Source organism: Bacteroides hominis (assembly GCF_033042785.2).
Taxonomy (GTDB): Bacteria; Bacteroidota; Bacteroidia; order Bacteroidales; family Bacteroidaceae; genus Bacteroides; species Bacteroides hominis.
Genome location: NZ_CP178829.1, coordinates 2953341 through 2970391, shown reverse-complemented (window position 1 = coordinate 2970391; position 17051 = coordinate 2953341). Strand labels below are relative to the sequence as shown.

Below are 17051 nucleotides of genomic sequence, written 5' to 3'. Positions count from 1 at the left end.
AATACTTTCTACTTAGCTGATTCGTGTGAAATACTCACATTAGGGTTTAAATACTGCCCTTTACTTCTGGTTCTTTTCCCATATTGCACTGCATGCTTCGGACAAACGTGGTAACAAGCCAAACAAGATGTACAGTCCATCCCCCACACCGGTCTCCACCCTATCACAACTACATTCCCAACCGGACATATTCTTTCACAGCGCTTGCAACCGATACAATCATCAGTAACATAAAACGGTTTTGCAGAAGTCATAAAACGATTAAAAAGCGGATTCAGTATCTTCGTTTTCAACCATGGAAAACTCCCCTCATTGCAATGAAAACCCGTCTCACGAGCATTTATCGAGTAGTTAACTTCTTCTACCCTGCCGACAGCTTTTTCTAATTTCTCTTTCTCCAATTCTTTCTTATCCACGTCAAATCCGGGAAGCAACACATAATTATTAGGCATCGTCACCGAAAATCCGGCATTACACTCTATTCCTTTACGAGATAACGCCCTGCAAAACACTTTCTCCGTCAATCCTGTATCATCTCCGCAAGAACACACGAAATAGACATATTGGGAGTGATAATTAGCCAAAGTGACCCAATCCAGAAACTGCAACACGGCCAACGGAGGTCCCCATGAATAAACAGGAAAAATAAAACCTACTTTTTCATTATCCGCCAACACAAACTCTTTTATTCCATCCCTAATGGCATTCGGCATAAAAACAAGTGTTTCGTTTTGTACCCTTGCAATCTGCTCCGCAATCCATTTAGAATTTCCAGTTCCTGAAAAATAGAATATCATAACTATATGTGTATTTAAAAGAAAACAGCATAAAAAAAGGACGGTAGTCTTTAAATGATTACCGCCCTTTTCCTTTATTAAAAAGCCGCACCGATGATGTGATGAAACTCCGAATGACATGATTTGAGTGCCCGTCCTCTTTGTAATCCACCGACTATAAAGTTATCCCGAAGGATGTGGCCCGCCATTGAGAAGCGAAGCTTGTCTCGGTTTTCAGTTTAATTGATGAGTTTCCCGATCCAATCAATGCGGCTAATATTTTACTACAACAAATGTAGTTACTTTTAGTGAGATAAACAAGGAAAAAGAAGATTTTGTTTCTCTCTTAGACTATTTTTTAAATTATAAACCCAGCTTTAAAAATGAAAAATGCCGGTTACAGTTAATGTAACCAGCATTTTGTAAATCATAAAACTGTCGGAACTTAAGCTGCTTTAGCCTTAGCGACTACAGCTTTGAAAGCTTCCGGATGGTTAACAGCTAAGTCAGCCAAAACCTTACGGTTGATTTCGATACCGGCTTTGTGCAGACCACCCATCAGTTTAGAATATGACATTCCCTCCAGACGTGCAGCAGCATTGATACGTTGTATCCAAAGAGCACGGAAGTTTCTCTTCTTGTTTCTACGGTCACGGAACGCATAGGTCAAACCCTTTTCCCAAGTGTTTTTAGCTACGGTCCATACATTTTTTCTTGCACCAAAGTAACCTCTGGTCAATTTCAAAATTTTCTTTCTTCTTGCTTTTGAAGCAACATGATTTACTGATCTTGGCATAGTTTTCTCTTTTTTGAATGTTAGCGCCGTTACTTCACGTAACGAACTTGAAGCTAAAGCATTCGGTTAATAACTTTAATAATACTTTGTACGCTTTTGATTACTTCATAGCTAAGAGTTCCTTAACCTGGCTTACATTTGTTGTATCAACAGTTGTTGAATAACACAGGTTTCTTTTTCTCTTCTTAGACTTCTTAGTCAAAATGTGACTGTGAAAAGCGTGCTTTCTTTTGATTTTACCTGTTCCGGTAAGGGTAAACCTTTTTTTAGAACCGGAGTTAGTCTTCATCTTTGGCATCTTAATTGTTTTTAAATTATTAAATTATATGGCAACGCACTATACCTGCGCGTTACGCATTTTTCTTACTCTTCATTGTTTTCAGCAGGCTTTTCTGCTTTTACTGTAGCCGGAGCAGCTGGTTTGGGAGCCGCAGGCTTCTTTACAACTCCTTCTTTCTTCTTCGGAGAAAGCTGAATCGTCATACGTTTACCTTCCAGAATCGGCAATTGATCGACTTTTGCATAGTCTTCCAGATCATTAGCAAAACGCAACAGAAGCACTTCACCTTGTTCCTTAAAAAGGATGGAACGACCTTTGAAGAAAACATAAGCTTTCACCTTGTCACCATCTTCCAAAAAGCCTTTAGCATGTTTCAACTTAAAATTATAGTCATGGTCATCCGTTTGCGGACCAAAACGTATTTCTTTTACGTTTACTTTTACCTGTTTAGCCTTTTGTTCCTTCTGACGCTTCTTTAACTGATACAGAAACTTGGAATAGTCAATAATACGACAAACAGGTGGTTGGGCATTGGGAGAAATCTCCACGAGATCCATTTCTTTTTCTTCAGCCAATTTTAATGCCTGAAAAATGGGATATACTTTAGGCTCTACATCATCACCTACAATGCGGACTTCTTTCGCACGGATCTGTTCATTGATCCGATATTGCGATTTCATACTGTCATTCTTCATTAAATAACGTTTACTTCCAGTTTGTTTTTTATTGTCTACCAAATTAAATTATGTATTAAAGTAAAAGCTGTCTTTAGAACATTATCAAAATGCTGTGCTTTTACAATTGGGCGCAAAGTTACCATTTATTTATCATATTCTGAACTTCTTCGTTCAAAATTTCACCAAAATCTTCAAATTTCATGGTTCCTTTGTCTCCTTCTCCCTGTCTGCGGACAGAAACTTCACCATTTTCAGCTTCTTTCTCGCCGACAATCAGCATATACGGAATGCGCTTCATCTCGTTATCACGAATTTTACGGCCGATCTTCTCATTGCGATCATCCACAATTGCGCGAATTTCTTTTGTTTTCAAGTAAGTCTTCACTTTTTCCGCATATTCATTGAACTTCTCACTAATCGGGAGAATAACGACTTGTTCCGGAGTCAGCCATAACGGGAATTTACCGGCGGTATGTTCAATCAATACAGCAACAAAACGTTCCATAGATCCGAATGGAGCGCGATGGATCATCACCGGACGGTGCTTCTGGTTATCCGATCCCATATATTCCAGTTCGAAGCGCTCCGGCAGATTATAATCCACCTGAATAGTTCCTAACTGCCAACGACGACCGATAGCATCTTTCACCATAAAGTCCAATTTAGGACCATAGAACGCAGCTTCACCATATTCGATCTTAGCTTTCAGCCCCTTTTCTTCGCAGGCCTCAATGATAGCTTGTTCAGCTTTTTCCCAGTTCTCATCACTGCCAATGTATTTTTCACGGTTCACTTTATCGCGCAAAGAAATTTGTGCTTCAAAGTTAGTGAAATCCATAGAACGGAACACGATTGAAATAATATCCATCACGCGAAGGAACTCTCCCTTCACCTGATCCGGACGACAGAAAATATGTGCATCATCCTGTGTAAAGCTACGCACACGTGTTAATCCATGAAGTTCACCGCTCTGCTCGTAACGACACACAGTACCAAATTCAGCAATGCGCAGAGGCAAGTCCTTATACGAACGAGGGAAATTCTTATAAATTTCACAATGATGAGGACAGTTCATCGGTTTCAGGAAGTATTCTTCACCCTCTTCCGGTGTATGAATGGGTTGGAATGCATCTTTACCATATTTTGCATAGTGCCCCGAAGTCACATACAATAACTTGTTACCAATAGGCGGAGTAATCACTTCCTGATAATCGTAACGAGTCTGGATACGGCGAAGGAAATCCTGCAAACGCAAACGCAAAGCAGTTCCTTTCGGCAGCCACATAGGCAATCCCTTACCCACCGTATCGGAGAACATGAAAAGTTGCATTTCTTTACCAATCTTACGATGGTCACGTTTTTTAGCTTCCTCCATTAAAGCCAGATACTCATCCAGCATTTTCTTTTTAGGGAAAGTAATACCATAAATGCGAGTCAGCATTTTACGGTCTTCATGTCCGCGCCAGTATGCACCGGCAACAGAAGTCAGCTTAATAGCTTTAATAGGTGCGGTTGTCATCAAGTGAGGGCCACGACAAAGATCCGTAAAGTCACCCTGTGTATATGTTGTAATATGTCCGTCTTCCAACTCCGAAATCAGCTCACATTTATAAGTTTCCCCACGGTCGCCAAACATCTTTAAAGCATCGTTTTTTGCAATATCCCGGCGAACCACAGCTTCTTTCCTTGCAACCAGTTCAGCCATTTTTGCCTCAATTGCAGGCAGATCAGACTCTTTGATGACAGCCTCTCCCGGATCAACGTCATAGTAGAAACCGTTTTCAATAGCCGGACCAATACCGAACTGAATACCGGGATAAAGCTCCTGCAAAGCTTCAGCCAACAAGTGAGCACTTGTGTGCCAAAAAGCATGCTTACCCTGTTCATCTTCCCATTTATAAAGCACTACCGAAGCATCTTCATTGATGGGACGTCCCAAATCATAAATCTCACCGTTCACTCCACACGCCAATACATCTTGCGCCAGACGCGAACTGATACTTTCTGCAATTTGCAGTCCGTTTACTCCCTCGTTATACTCACGAACAGAGCCATCAGGAAATGTTATTTTTATCATAATGTTATGTTATATTTTTCATTATTGCACGCAAAAATAAGGATTTCTTTTTGAGTTTACTATTTTTTATCTAAAAAATGTTATTCCGGCACTTCTGTAAATCGTTTCAGGATATTATAGGCCGAAACAATGCCCAACTCGCCTGCCTTACTTAAGTCAGCTATTCCATTCTTATTGTTACCCAGGAAAATATGTGTCAATCCACGATTAAAATAAGCCTCCGCAAACTCTTTATTCAATTCGATAGCTTTATCATAGTCCGCAATTGCCGCACGATAATCTTTCAACATGGCCAATACATTGGCACGGTTATAATACGCATAAACAAAATCGGGGGCTAAAGAGATCACATGATCCAAGTCACTTTTCACTATATCATAGTCCAAGGCACTGATTTCCGACTTCGGTGGAGCGGATATACCCGGTAGTGTGGCCGGTGCTGCCGAGGCTGCATTAGCTTCTTCTGCCTTTTGATATTCCAACTGCTTGCAACGCACCAAGGAACGCATAAAGTAAGCAGGGAAGAATTTATCATCCAACAAAATGGCCTGAGTCAGATCTTCAACAGAACTGGCAAAATCTTGTACCAGATAGAAATCAAGTGCACGGGAGAATCGTATGCGTGCATCCTGCGGATTTTCAACAATTGCCGAAGTATGTGTATCAATCAATGCAAAGTGGAACTTCACTTGTTCTTCGGTAAGCGGTGATTCCATATTAGTGATATACAAACGTTTTGGTAAAACACCGGCACGATTCAAATCATCTATATACTTATAATAATGTACCGTCCGCTTCACATCGCTCATCTTCTCGTAATAGGTAAGAGCATACATCGGTTCCATCTTGATATTAACATTACGATCCTGTACCCTGCCCCGAATATCACTCTTATATTTCTGTTCCACTTCAGAATTATCTGCGATAACGATTTTCCGGTAATTATTCATATCCTTATCGGACTTTTTACGAGTTTTAGTCTCCTCTTTCTTATTACTTTTTTTATTATCAGCCACGGTCTTATCGCTATTACTTACACCATTTTGCTTGTCAAGTTGCGCTTTCATGACTTTAAACTCGTCCATTTCAGCACCTTTACGGTCGCCGATCTTTCTCCTTGCCTCTGCACGTTGATAATATCCGGCCAAAAAGTTCGGATACATATCAATCACAGTTGTATAATCCTTAATGGCTCCCCGGTAATCCCCCGTTTGTGCACGAAGTAATCCTCGGTTAAACGTAGCCATCATGTTATCCGGTTCTATTTGCAGTACAAAATCAAAATCCTCAATAGCTCGATTGTCATCTCCTACTTGTGCCCGAAGCAAACCACGGTTATAATGTCCGATAAAATTATTCGGATCAATATCAAGAGCCAGATCATAATCACTCATGGCTCCCCGCAGATTATTCTGATGGAAACGGGCTAAAGCACGATTAATATAATTCCCGGCGTTTCTGGCATTCAAATGCGTTGCATGATTCAAATCCGATTCTGCCTCTGCATATTTTCCCTGTTGTAACCTGACGATGGCCCGGGATGCCCAGGCATCAGGATCATACTTATCCATCTCAATAGCTGTATTGAAGTCATTCAAAGCCCGCAATGTATCCTGTTGCTTCAAAGCCACCTCTCCTCTCATCAGATAGGCTCTTGTATATTTGGGAGCAACTGCCAGCAATTTACCCAAATCATCTTCAGCAGCTTTATAGTCTTCTTTCTGTATATGGCATAAAGTCAGATTATGCCAAAGCGTAATATTTTCAGGGTCAAAATGAAGTGCTTTCTTATAGTCTTCAATAGCCCCATCATACTTATTCTGTTTAATCCTTGCAAGCCCACGAATCTGATAAGCACCCACTACAAAAGGATTCCTGTCAATGGCCGCATCACAGTCATCTTCAGCTCCCTGATAATCATCCAGGTTGATCTTGGCAAGCCCTCTGAAAAAATAGGGTTCATACAGGTAGGGTTTTGCATTGATCACTTGATTAAAATACTGAATGGAAAGGACATAGTCCTCAAAGTATAACGCGTTTCGGGCAATCATCATTACCCTGTCTGTGTTTATCTGAGCATATATAAATGTAGGAAACAACAATAATGCTGCTAATATCTTTTTAATCATCGGCTTCTGAATACTTTTTAAGTAGAGCAAAAGTAATGCTTTTCATCTATTAAACAGGGATAACGGACAACTTTTTATATTTTTTGATTATTTTATAGGACCCCTCCATGCAGATATTCAGTAGTCTATACACCTTCTTAACACCTATTAACCTCACATTCATTATTAATTTACGATTATTTCGTAGATTTGTAATATGTCCATAAATCAATATATGAAACGGGTTATCCGAAAATTAAAAATACAGAAAGAAAGACACCTGTACAATATTGCAAACAGGAACTCTTTTATACATAAAATAGTATCAACATGAAACAAAAATCACTTCTTTTACTACTACCTTTCCTGCTGCTTTCTTGCAGCGGAAAGAAGAACAGTGACCAGCCGTCCGAAGCAACGGTCCAAATTACAGAACCAGAATTCCCTCAAATCGTACCTTTCGAAACAGGTATCGAAACAGAACGGGAAATACTACTGAGTGAAATAGCCGATTCAATACGGTATATCCCGTTGGAGACAAACAATAAATGCCTGATAAGAGGGTTAAAGGGAACCAATATCATCCAGACAAAAGAGTATTTCTTCCTACCATGGCTCGATAAATTATTTCAGTACACAAAAGATGGTAAATTCATACGGACACTGGGCCGCAAAGGCGGTGGACCAGGTGAATTTAACTGGATCATGCAGATTGACGTGGATGAAGAAAAAGGATTGGTCTACATGCTAACAACTACAGGAAAAATCAATATCTACTCTATGGAAACAGGTAAATTCATCCGTGCAATGAAAGTTCCTAATATAGAAGTTAGTGAGTTTGCGATGTTACGTGTTCAGGATACAATTGCCGCAACATTCATGCGCAATAATAACGGAAGACGAAAAGAACGTATTTACCTTTCCAACCTGAAAGGTGATACGTTGCAAATCTTCAATCGTTGGGACCTATTTGAGCTAAACAGCCAATATCGCTGGATGATCAGTAGTGATATAGATCGTTATATGTTCCATTACGAAAACCACACCTGTTATAAAGAATATTATAACGACACCCTATTCACCGTCACTCCAGAAGCTTTAGAACCCCGATATATATTCCAGATGGGCAAATACTCATTACCGATGGAATGCAGGTTTGAATATCTCGATGGAAACGGAAAGCGTTTTCAGGAAATGGCCGCTCCTTACATACAGTACAGTGCCATAGAGACTGACTCCTACATATTCATGCCTTATTCCAATTGGGCAGGAGAGAAAGCGCGAGAAAGACAAATGGCTATTTACGACAAAAAAGCCAAAAACTGTTTCAAAGTAGCCACAGGCCATATAAAAAATGACTTGACTCCTGGTTTACCATTACGCCCGATAACGGCACTTGACAGCCATACACTGTTATATGTATGGGAAGCTCCTGAACTTTTAGAAAAAGCGGAAGAAACACCTTCCATACTTCAAATCGAACAGTTGAAAGGCTTAAAGGAAGACGATAATCCGGTAATGATGCTGGTATATTTAAAGCAACCATAACCGGGCTCTTTTAAGAAAAACATCAAATAGCCGTTGCAGGATATTTGAAATGCAGTCCTGAAAAGGTAATGGGTAAAATTGATTTATATGATCAACTTTACCCATTGCTTTTTATTCGAAAATCTCAGGTATATCATTTCACCTGCTTCATCTTATAGGAGCTACGAGCCTTTCCTTTCAACATCGTATTCAGTTTTCCTTTTATCATTTGTTTACGCAAAGGAGAAATGTGATCTATGAACATTTTCCCGTCCAAATGGTCAAATTCATGCTGCATAACCCGTGCCAGAAACCCTTTTACCACTTCGTTATGCTCTACAAAATTTTCATCCATATATCGTACGTGAATCTTACTGCCTCTCTTTACAGACTCGTGTATGCCGGGCAGACTAAGACATCCTTCTTCCATGGATACTTCTTCACCCTCCACAACATCAATATGTGCGTTTATATAAGCCTTACGAAAATCCTTGTATTCAGGATAATCTTCTGAAAGCACATCCAGGTTAATAACAACTACGCGGACAGGTAAGCCAATCTGAGGAGCGGCAAGCCCTACCCCATCGGCATGATCCATCGTTTCAAACATATTTTCAATCAGCTCTTTCAGGTTCGGATAATCCGGCGTGATATCCTCCGCCACCTGCCTGAGAACTGGCTGACCATATACATAAATAGGTAAAATCATATCTTATAATTATTCTTTTTAAATATTCTTTCTTCTTACAAACGTTTGCTTTCCAGATAAGACTGCAAAATAATAGTTGCGCTAATTTCATCGACCAATGCCTTGTTCTGTCTGTCTTTTTTCTTAAGCCCGGCTTCAAGCATCGTACGGTGTGCAAGCACAGAAGTAAAACGTTCATCTACATATTCAACGGGAATATCAGGCAAACGTTTTCTTAACGAACGTACAAAAGGCTCTATATTTTTCATATTTTCAGAAACCTCATTATTCATCTGCTTCGGCAAACCTATAATAATGCGTTCCACCGGTTCCTGTTTTACATAATTGGTTATGAAATCCAGAAGTTCATGACTTGATACAGTTGTCAGCCCGTTAGCGATAATCTGCATCGCATCACTCACAGCTATTCCTGTACGTTTTCGCCCGTAATCTATTGCTATTATTCTACTCATATTTGGAGTGCAAAAATACGATTAAAATTTGGATTATTCCCTATTTAACAAACAAAAAGGGTATCCGTTGTGCGGATACCCCTTCCATTATTTATCGGGCTATTGCCTCAATAAAGTTGTATTATTCCAGAATCACAACGCGGTTCAAGAAGTTCTTGCCAAACATGTTGGCAGTTCCACCGAAGCCTACCAGTTCAAGCTGATCCTTGCTTACACCTTCTTTAATAAGTGCATCGTAAACAGCCTGTGCACGAGCTTCAGACAACTTCTGGTTCCACTTGGCGCTACCGGTAGCTTTATCTGCATAACCTGCCACCTTATATTTCTTATCCGGATTAGCCTTCAGGATCTTAGCTGCCAACTGAATATTAACCATACCATAGTCGTCAATCTTAGATTTGCCAATCTGGAAGAAGATAGCACGAGGTCCGGCTACTTCAACTTCCTTCACAACTTCTTTTGTTACAGGTTTCACGTTAGCCAGCGCGTTCTTGGCATCAGCCAAGTCAGACTGAGCCTTAGCCAGTTCGCTTCTGTAACGATTCAGTTCTTCATTGATAGCATTCTGGTCTACCTGAGAACCACAAGATACGAATCTCTTGCCACCAAATGTATAAGTTACACCTGCAGTCAGAGAAACAGCGCCGTCGGTATGGGCAGAGCTAATATTACCGAACGGAGAAGGAGAAACCTCGCCTCTTGCTTCAATGTTGATATCTAAATACTTATTGATATTGAACTGTCCAGCCAAACCAACAGAACCGTTGATCAGTGCATTTACTTTATCCTGATCGCCATAAGCTTTGGCAAATGTCAAACCGGGACCTGCAAAAACAGAAACTGTGAACAAACGGTCCGGATTGTAACCGCCAATAGCATTCGACAAGTTAAACATACCGTCCGCACGCAGAGTGAAGTAATGTTTATTCTTACTCTTAATATAAGTATCGGCAGGTTGTCCGTAGTTAGAATACAAGGTAGTCCATGCGCCAGCCACCTGACCACGGATACCCCAAACCGGATTGAACAGTTTACCAACTGACACATTGATCAGCGGAGTTATGGCTTTACCAAAGCCATAATCAAAGTTGTCCGGGTTTACACAACCCTGAGCGCCAACACCTACACTCACAAAGATATTGTCCTTAAAGCTTTCGCTATAGAACGTCTCTTTAGTCTGAGCAGTAGCTGCAGTAGCACCGGCCAACAATAAAGATAATATTACTAATTTACTTTTCATTGTTTTTTGTTTTTAAATATTTCAACTCTTTTAGTTTCTTATTTGCTCCGACCATTCTGCTTACTTCAAATAAATCTTATATGTAAGCCCGCCGGTAAAATATTTCATTCTTTGCAATTCTACCTGCGCATGCAAATGGTTGAAAAGCAAATAGGTAGCACCAAACGCGAAGTCCTTTGCATCATATTCTGCGATCACTGTCAGATCAGGAGCAAAAGATGGAGCATAAGTGAACCCTCCGGCTAATCCATTCAAGTGGTAATCCACTCTTCGGTTGTACAGATATGACAGATGCACACCTATCTTCTCCTTTCCAACCGGGATATGCTTGGTGGCTGCGACATAAAAACGGCAAAAATAGCCATTACCATCGGCAGAACCTACTTGCCCATCGCCTGACTCAGTATAAGGATCAGAAGTTCCCACTACAACAGCCGGCATATGCTTCCACAATTGTCCTTCTTTCAAAACTCGCAAACGGGCAGAAAAATATCTGTCCTGATTCGTAAACTTCTTCTTTCCAACTTTCCAGTCAATCCCTATAGTCTGCGACTGAAACAGCGTACATGTATAGGCTATTTCGAGCCAGGGAAAGATAGTCACGTTCAAAAAGTAATTATACGTATGGTAGTCCCATGTAGGAGGAGTTATCTCCTTATTTAGAAAATTTCCACCGATCATCACTGTCTTATCCCGTTGCATTTCTGCTGACGGAGCATGGAGCAAACCGGTAGTTCCGTACGTCAACTGAGCCGAAAGTGCCAAATGACAGCAAAGGAACAAGCCCATAAGAAGTATCTTTTTCATCATTACCTGCAATTTCTATACTTTCGGTTCAACTCGTACTTTTTAATTCTCAACAATTACTTTTACCTCTGATTAGTCGTTAGATCCACCACCGGCGTTCGGGTTGAAGCCGTGAGAGTCATGAGAATCGTGAGAATCGTGGCTGTAATAGTTAGGATAGATCATTACGCTGTTCTGGTAAGAAACGATACCTTCATAATATTTGCCAGAGATCAAGAATGTCAGTTTCTTAGAAACCAATTGTCCTTTAACTCTATAGCCAATAATACCATAACCGCTCAATACGCTGATCTTAGCATAACCAACCTTCTGTACGAAACCGGCATTCTTATTCAAAGCTTTAGCAGCATTTGCAAGGAAAGCAGCCTGAATATCAGTAGAAACAGCGCCTTCTGCTCTTGTTGCAGGAGCAGCCACTTCTTTTACATCACCTGTAAGTTCACAACCTTCATTGTAGAAGTAAGGAACCAAGATAGCGGCATCTTTAACAGAGTTTGCAAATTCAAACGGAGTAGTAACCAAGATCGATCCATCAGCCTGAGCTTCAGCAGTAGTAGCTCCAGTAGTAACGTCACCGGTCAACTCTTTTGTAGTTTCCAGACCAGCCTTTTCCTCAGCTGTAGCTGTTGCACCATCCCACATATTCTTAACTGTTTCAGCAGAAGGTTTAGCTTCTTCAGCTGCTTTAGTTACCAATGCTCCGGCTTCAGATTCAGTAACATCAGTCTTAGGATCAGTCGGAGAAACTACCGGAGGAATAGTTGCTGCTTCAACAGAAACCAAAGCAACGTCTACAGTAGCAACACTTGTCTGACCGTCACTAACCTGGTTCAGGTATACTTGTCTTGTTACAGAATAATAACCGGTTGCAGAAACTTCCAAGCTATATCCTTCTGCTTTATAAGTAACTTCTTTGTTGAATGTAGCTCCAACTGATTCGCCACCCAATGTAACTTTAGCAGTAGTCAAAACCTGACCTGTAGTTGCGTCAGTAATAGTACCGGCAATATAATACTTTGCAGGGGCTGGTTTTGTTGCTTCATCAACTTCTGCTTTCTCGTAGCAGCTTGTAAACAGTGTACCGCAAACTGCCAAAACGGCTAACGCTAACTTAGCGCCATTACCGAAAAATTTACTTTTCATTTTCATCTCAATAAAATTAAAAATTTAATAATTCTGATTTTACAAAATATGGATTAAAACTATTATCATTCATTACATTATCACTTGCCTGAGAGTTATACCCTTTACCATATATACGTTCATTACCCGCATTATATTGGAATCCGAAATTATTAGGCATTACTCTTGGGATATACCCCTTTCTCTTATATTTGTATGGAGGCAAAGCTATCTGAAACAAGAAACCTCCATTCAGTCCTTTATTACCTGCATGTTGCACTTTCATTCCATAAAAGCCAATAGAGGCATAGCGAAAATGGCGAACCATATCAAAACGGACTCCATATTCTTCCTCCAAATATCGCTCTCCTTTTAAACTAAACTGTGTATTGTATTTCGGCCAATAGAAATTAGCTCCGATAGAACCGGTCAGAGTCCATTTGGTACCATGATAAAAGGCCCAATCTTCAAAATACCCTCTTCCGGTATACCCGATACGCGCATCTACTGAAAAGCGCTCATCTTTAAAGAAGTGTTTTGCTTTTAAATCACCTCCCCAGCGAAACTTATTAAAAAATCCGACTGAGGCGGTCAGAAATGTGCGTTGAGGCAAACGCACTGTCTGTGACAAAGTCACAAATCCGGGACGGATCTGCTTATACCTTTGACCATAATCATTATAGATAGGGAAAATCACTTGTCCGGTCAGTTTCATTCCCTTCCACAAAGAAACTTCTATGGCAGGAGAGACATTAACCACTATTTCATAGACCTTAGACAAAATATAGTTTCTGAATAATAATTCCGGATATACCACTATATCTACCTTAAACAAAGAACTGTTTTGCTTCTTAATACGTCTTGCTTGCTTCCATCCTTCTCCCAAATCATAACTTACATTCCAGTCGGCCCGATTTGCTTCAGCAATACTATCTCCTTTCATAGGCTGATAATAGAGAGATATCTGAGGTATATTATTGTCCAAAACTATTAACCTACATGGCTTATTTTCGGGTAAACCCATCTTTTGAATCAAATCAACAGCTTTACCTATTCCGACTCCTTCAAGACGATAGGCTGAATTCTGTATCACAAAAACCCGTTCCTCATTATCTTCTGTCCACCCTACATTCTCAAATCCCATTTTCACCAGTGCGTCAACAGTAGCCTCTCCTGTTTGACATACACCTTTTAAAGGGAGTAAACAGAATGATATGAGTAAAATTCTGAGCAAAGTAGCGTCAATTGTTATGTTTTTCCTCATGTAAGGGCTTTTGTGATTCATTTGTTTGCTTTAAAACTTATGTACCCTAAAAATTATAGATACAAAATATGGTGCAAAAATAGACACAATTTTAATAATACCAAAGAGTTTTACATGTTTTTTCGCAGATTTGTATCAGTTTTTTTTCATTCGAACTCCTGCTTACTTAAAAATAGACCAGAAAAACCATTTATAATCTTAAATAATATCCATTATATATTTTAGAATCACTAATAGAGCAAGTTATATAAATAAAGAAGTGATAAAATAAAATAGAAATATATATTAATACTAAATTTCCAATAAAATACCGCTATATTACAAATTTACTAAATCCGGGTAAAATCAAGTAGTAGCTAATCTAACCAAATGCACAATTATTACCAACTAAAACAGAAATGCATCGGAAAGACCAGTATATATATAATAATGTATTCATATATTAATATAAACCTACTATATAAAGCAGTTGAATTAACAATGTTAACTACAAAAGCAGCCAATTATATTCTTAGATTTACGAAGTTAACCTTATGTATTTACGAAGTTAATATCTTGGGTTTACGAAGTTAACTTTAACACAGTGTTAAAGTTAACTTCGTAAACCCAAGATATTAGTATTTAATGTCACTGTTTGTCAACATCTTATGTCTTATTAGCTTTTTATCGTTACTCCACAACATTCAGGCATAAGATTGAGGTTCACATTTTCGCAACTACATACCCGAACCATTTATCACCCTCTCAAGTTATATCCGGAATCAGATCAATAGCTTTCTCTTTACTTTCATCTACTATCTTGGCATATATCTGAGTTGTTTGAATGTTAGTGTGTCCCAGGAGTTTGGACACGGTATAAAGATCAGCCCCAAGAGTAATCATCATCGTAGCATGAGTATGGCGTGCCGAATGAAATGTGATATGTTTTTGAATACCGGCTTTAGCAGCCCATCTTGGCAATATCTCATTGGTCCTTCCTAAACTGATCAGTCCTTTGAATACTTTCTCTGTATCCTGAGCCTTCCCACGGACCGGGAGTTGTTTTAAAGCTTCATTACTCAAAGGAAGCGAAAGGAGTTCCTGAGTTTTCTGCTGTGTCATATGCAGTTCTATTTTCCCTATCTTATTTTTTTTTAGATTTCCCCATGTAAGTGCCACTATATCACTATGTCTCAACCCACAAAAACAACTAAATAGAAAAGCCCTCTTCAAAGTCTTATTATGAAAATCCGTTTGCGATAATGTTTTAACTTCATCAATAGTTAAAAAGGCCCTTTCGGTTCTTTTACGTTTAGGTTTTTCCTCTTTTTTTATCTTATCCATCGGGTTTGAGATTATAATTTCATCAATTATGGCACTATTAAGGCAATAATGAAAAACTTTATAATAATATACCTGAGTATTGGCATTTATATGCTTTATACTTTTGCAATGCTTCTGAGTTGCAGTTTTCAAGTACTCAATAAAGCCGAGTATATACTTTTTATCTATCTGCCTAAGCTTAATACCTAATTTATCATAACGCTGGAGATGATATATCAAAGTATACATAGACACTTTTCTTGAAGTTTTTTCTATATCCCTGTCTGCCAAATACTTTATATAGTCTATCAGTGTTATATCCTTTTTCTCTTTTTGATGGTTAAAGCCATATATTCCATTCTGCAATTCTACAATTCTTTGAGCTTTCACCGCATTAGCAAGCTTCATAGTACTCTGATTTAAATCTTTGTCTTCCCGCGTATGCTCAGGTATTATATATAACTTTAAAAACTCATATTGTCTCTTTCCATCTATATATATATCTAAATATATAGACTCACAACCATTCGACAGACACTTGGTTCTAATTCTAACCGGTTCTTTAATCCTTACTTCTTTTTTCATATTATTTGTTTGCATGTTATTAGTTATAAATATAGACATTATTCCGTTATAAGTAACAAACAGGTAACAAAAGTCTCAGAAAAAAGATTTCTAAAGAAAAATGATTAAACGATATCCGCCTACGAAACTCAAATAAATCTCTGTTTTCTAATCACTTATCAATTTCACAAAGATTCTTTATGAGTCTTAATTAAAGTAGCAGCTCGGTAACATATATACTTCATGAAAGTAAAGATCAATCAGAATCATAATAAACCAAGCAAAAGTGATATCTATATAAAATACTATATATCAATATTATACAATCAAACAGCAAGTAAATCCATATTACGTAAACCCATATATCGATTTCCCGAAAGAAAGCCATGTCGAATTATCGTTTTGAATAACAACGTTCCTCAGATTTCTCTTTATTATCAGCCATCTAAAAAAGACAGTACCATAGATATTAGCAAACAAGACTGGGAAGTCAGCTATAATCTTGGAAATAGCTGGAACAAAGTAAAAAGGAATAAAAAAAAGAATAGCTCTTTGTATAAAGTAGATATCACAATATATCCGGAATTATCACTAAAAAATCTGGTAATAACGCAAATCTATCAAGTACTTTTCAATTTATCACCCGCCATAGAAGTCTCTTTATGGAGAGGGATGAAATTCACCGCTCAAATGGTGATTCCGGTATACAATGACGGATATGCCAGCAGATACGATAAAGTGCATCCGGGTTTCCTTGAACTATCACAAACGGTCCGTTTACCTTATAACTTATGGGCAACACTGTCTGTAGGTAATTTTAATAATAGCCGATATGGCATTGATTTCAACCTGATTCATCATTTCAACGATGAACGTTTCAGCGTAGAAGGACGTATAGGATATACCGGAACCGGATATTGGGAAGGTTTTACCATGCACTACGGCACAAAGATGCGTACAACATGGTCATTGGGAGGAAGTTTCTATTGGCCCCGCTATAATGTAGAACTAAATGCAAGAGTGGAACAATATCTACTGCAAGAAAAGGCGGTCAGAGTAGAAGCAATCCGGCATTTTCGTTATGCCTCTATCGGCTTTTATGCCATGAAAGCCAAGAATGTAAAAGCCAATGGAGGTTTCCGTTTCCAAATAGCCTTACCTCCTTACCGATATAAACGTAAAGGATATATCCCCCGGATCACACCCTCCAACAATATGGGAATGTCCTATAATGCAGGAAATGAACAATATTACTATAAAACTTATCGGCCGGCACCCGATGACAACATAATGAAGAATAATAGTTTTAATCCATATTTTGTAAAATCTGAGTTATTAAATTTTTAATTT

At 38.8% G+C, this 17051-nt stretch carries 15 protein-coding genes; 2 read left to right on the top strand and 13 right to left on the bottom strand.

The window, feature by feature from the left end; translation table 11 throughout:
- Positions 1-8: 8 nt before the first annotated feature.
- From R3O62_RS12465 to R3O62_RS12440, 6 genes are all read right to left on the bottom strand, one after another.
- On the bottom strand, positions 9-797 hold the full coding sequence (locus tag R3O62_RS12465; RefSeq protein WP_005809022.1) for an EFR1 family ferrodoxin: 789 nt from the start codon (positions 795-797) through the stop codon (positions 9-11).
- A 424-nt stretch (positions 798-1221) separates the two neighbouring features.
- Positions 1222-1572, bottom strand: coding sequence for a 50S ribosomal protein L20 (rplT, locus tag R3O62_RS12460; protein ID WP_002561638.1), 351 nt, complete (start codon positions 1570-1572; stop codon positions 1222-1224).
- 100 nt (positions 1573-1672) lie between these two features.
- Entirely contained in the window at positions 1673-1870 is a 198-nt protein-coding gene (gene rpmI, locus R3O62_RS12455; protein WP_004297539.1) for a 50S ribosomal protein L35, read from the bottom strand.
- Between the two features lie 65 nt (positions 1871-1935).
- Positions 1936-2547: a translation initiation factor IF-3 gene (gene infC, locus R3O62_RS12450; protein ID WP_032530688.1), complete on the bottom strand. Its 612-nt coding sequence runs from the start codon at positions 2545-2547 to the stop codon at positions 1936-1938.
- A 118-nt stretch (positions 2548-2665) separates the two neighbouring features.
- Positions 2666-4606 carry a threonine--tRNA ligase gene (gene thrS, locus R3O62_RS12445; protein WP_005809024.1) on the bottom strand — a complete coding sequence of 647 codons (1941 nt, stop codon included), beginning with the start codon at positions 4604-4606 and terminating at the stop codon, positions 2666-2668.
- An 80-nt stretch (positions 4607-4686) separates the two neighbouring features.
- Entirely contained in the window at positions 4687-6735 is a 2049-nt protein-coding gene (locus R3O62_RS12440) for a tetratricopeptide repeat protein (RefSeq protein ID WP_005809025.1), read from the bottom strand.
- Positions 6736-7044: 309 nt separating this feature from the next.
- Between R3O62_RS12440 and R3O62_RS12435 the strand changes: the two genes are divergently transcribed.
- Positions 7045-8262, top strand: coding sequence for a 6-bladed beta-propeller (locus R3O62_RS12435; RefSeq protein ID WP_005809027.1), 1218 nt, complete (start codon positions 7045-7047; stop codon positions 8260-8262).
- A 133-nt stretch (positions 8263-8395) separates the two neighbouring features.
- Here R3O62_RS12435 and def read toward each other — a convergent pair whose 3' ends face one another.
- From def to R3O62_RS12400, 7 genes are all read right to left on the bottom strand, one after another.
- The gene (gene def, locus R3O62_RS12430) at positions 8396-8950 is read right to left on the bottom strand and encodes a peptide deformylase (RefSeq protein ID WP_317472837.1); all 555 of its coding nucleotides are present in this window, start codon (positions 8948-8950) and stop codon (positions 8396-8398) included.
- Between the two features lie 35 nt (positions 8951-8985).
- Entirely contained in the window at positions 8986-9402 is a 417-nt protein-coding gene (gene ruvX, locus R3O62_RS12425; protein WP_032539460.1) for a Holliday junction resolvase RuvX, read from the bottom strand.
- Between the two features lie 121 nt (positions 9403-9523).
- The gene (locus R3O62_RS12420) at positions 9524-10642 is read right to left on the bottom strand and encodes an OmpA family protein (RefSeq protein WP_005776469.1); all 1119 of its coding nucleotides are present in this window, start codon (positions 10640-10642) and stop codon (positions 9524-9526) included.
- A 60-nt stretch (positions 10643-10702) separates the two neighbouring features.
- On the bottom strand, positions 10703-11452 hold the full coding sequence (locus R3O62_RS12415; protein ID WP_317472836.1) for a YjbH domain-containing protein: 750 nt from the start codon (positions 11450-11452) through the stop codon (positions 10703-10705).
- 69 nt (positions 11453-11521) lie between these two features.
- Entirely contained in the window at positions 11522-12598 is a 1077-nt protein-coding gene (locus R3O62_RS12410; RefSeq protein ID WP_005776467.1) for a DUF3869 domain-containing protein, read from the bottom strand.
- 10 nt (positions 12599-12608) lie between these two features.
- Positions 12609-13856, bottom strand: coding sequence for a hypothetical protein (locus R3O62_RS12405; RefSeq protein WP_005776466.1), 1248 nt, complete (start codon positions 13854-13856; stop codon positions 12609-12611).
- A gap of 723 nt (positions 13857-14579) precedes the next feature.
- Positions 14580-15722, bottom strand: coding sequence for a site-specific integrase (locus R3O62_RS12400; protein WP_005776464.1), 1143 nt, complete (start codon positions 15720-15722; stop codon positions 14580-14582).
- Positions 15723-16103: 381 nt separating this feature from the next.
- On the opposite strand from R3O62_RS12400, the gene R3O62_RS12395 reads away from it, so the two are divergent.
- Positions 16104-17048, top strand: a complete 945-nt coding sequence (locus tag R3O62_RS12395; RefSeq protein WP_032531324.1) for a hypothetical protein — start codon at positions 16104-16106, stop codon at positions 17046-17048.
- Positions 17049-17051 lie beyond the last annotated feature (3 nt).

Bases quoted from the DNA above. Each gene is read 5' to 3' on its own strand.
- R3O62_RS12440 (WP_005809025.1), bottom strand. From the start codon at position 6,735: ATGATTAAAAAGATATTAGCAGCATTATTGTTGTTTCCTACATTTATA.
- rpmI (WP_004297539.1), bottom strand. From the start codon at position 1,870: ATGCCAAAGATGAAGACTAACTCCGGTTCTAAAAAAAGGTTTACCCTT.
- R3O62_RS12435 (WP_005809027.1), top strand. From the start codon at position 7,045: ATGAAACAAAAATCACTTCTTTTACTACTACCTTTCCTGCTGCTTTCT.
- R3O62_RS12405 (WP_005776466.1), bottom strand. From the start codon at position 13,856: ATGAATCACAAAAGCCCTTACATGAGGAAAAACATAACAATTGACGCT.
- rplT (WP_002561638.1), bottom strand. From the start codon at position 1,572: ATGCCAAGATCAGTAAATCATGTTGCTTCAAAAGCAAGAAGAAAGAAA.
- R3O62_RS12400 (WP_005776464.1), bottom strand. From the start codon at position 15,722: ATGAAAAAAGAAGTAAGGATTAAAGAACCGGTTAGAATTAGAACCAAG.
- infC (WP_032530688.1), bottom strand. From the start codon at position 2,547: ATGAAGAATGACAGTATGAAATCGCAATATCGGATCAATGAACAGATC.
- R3O62_RS12410 (WP_005776467.1), bottom strand. From the start codon at position 12,598: ATGAAAATGAAAAGTAAATTTTTCGGTAATGGCGCTAAGTTAGCGTTA.
- R3O62_RS12415 (WP_317472836.1), bottom strand. From the start codon at position 11,452: ATGATGAAAAAGATACTTCTTATGGGCTTGTTCCTTTGCTGTCATTTG.
- ruvX (WP_032539460.1), bottom strand. From the start codon at position 9,402: ATGAGTAGAATAATAGCAATAGATTACGGGCGAAAACGTACAGGAATA.
- R3O62_RS12420 (WP_005776469.1), bottom strand. From the start codon at position 10,642: ATGAAAAGTAAATTAGTAATATTATCTTTATTGTTGGCCGGTGCTACT.
- thrS (WP_005809024.1), bottom strand. From the start codon at position 4,606: ATGATAAAAATAACATTTCCTGATGGCTCTGTTCGTGAGTATAACGAG.
- R3O62_RS12465 (WP_005809022.1), bottom strand. From the start codon at position 797: ATGATATTCTATTTTTCAGGAACTGGAAATTCTAAATGGATTGCGGAG.
- def (WP_317472837.1), bottom strand. From the start codon at position 8,950: ATGATTTTACCTATTTATGTATATGGTCAGCCAGTTCTCAGGCAGGTG.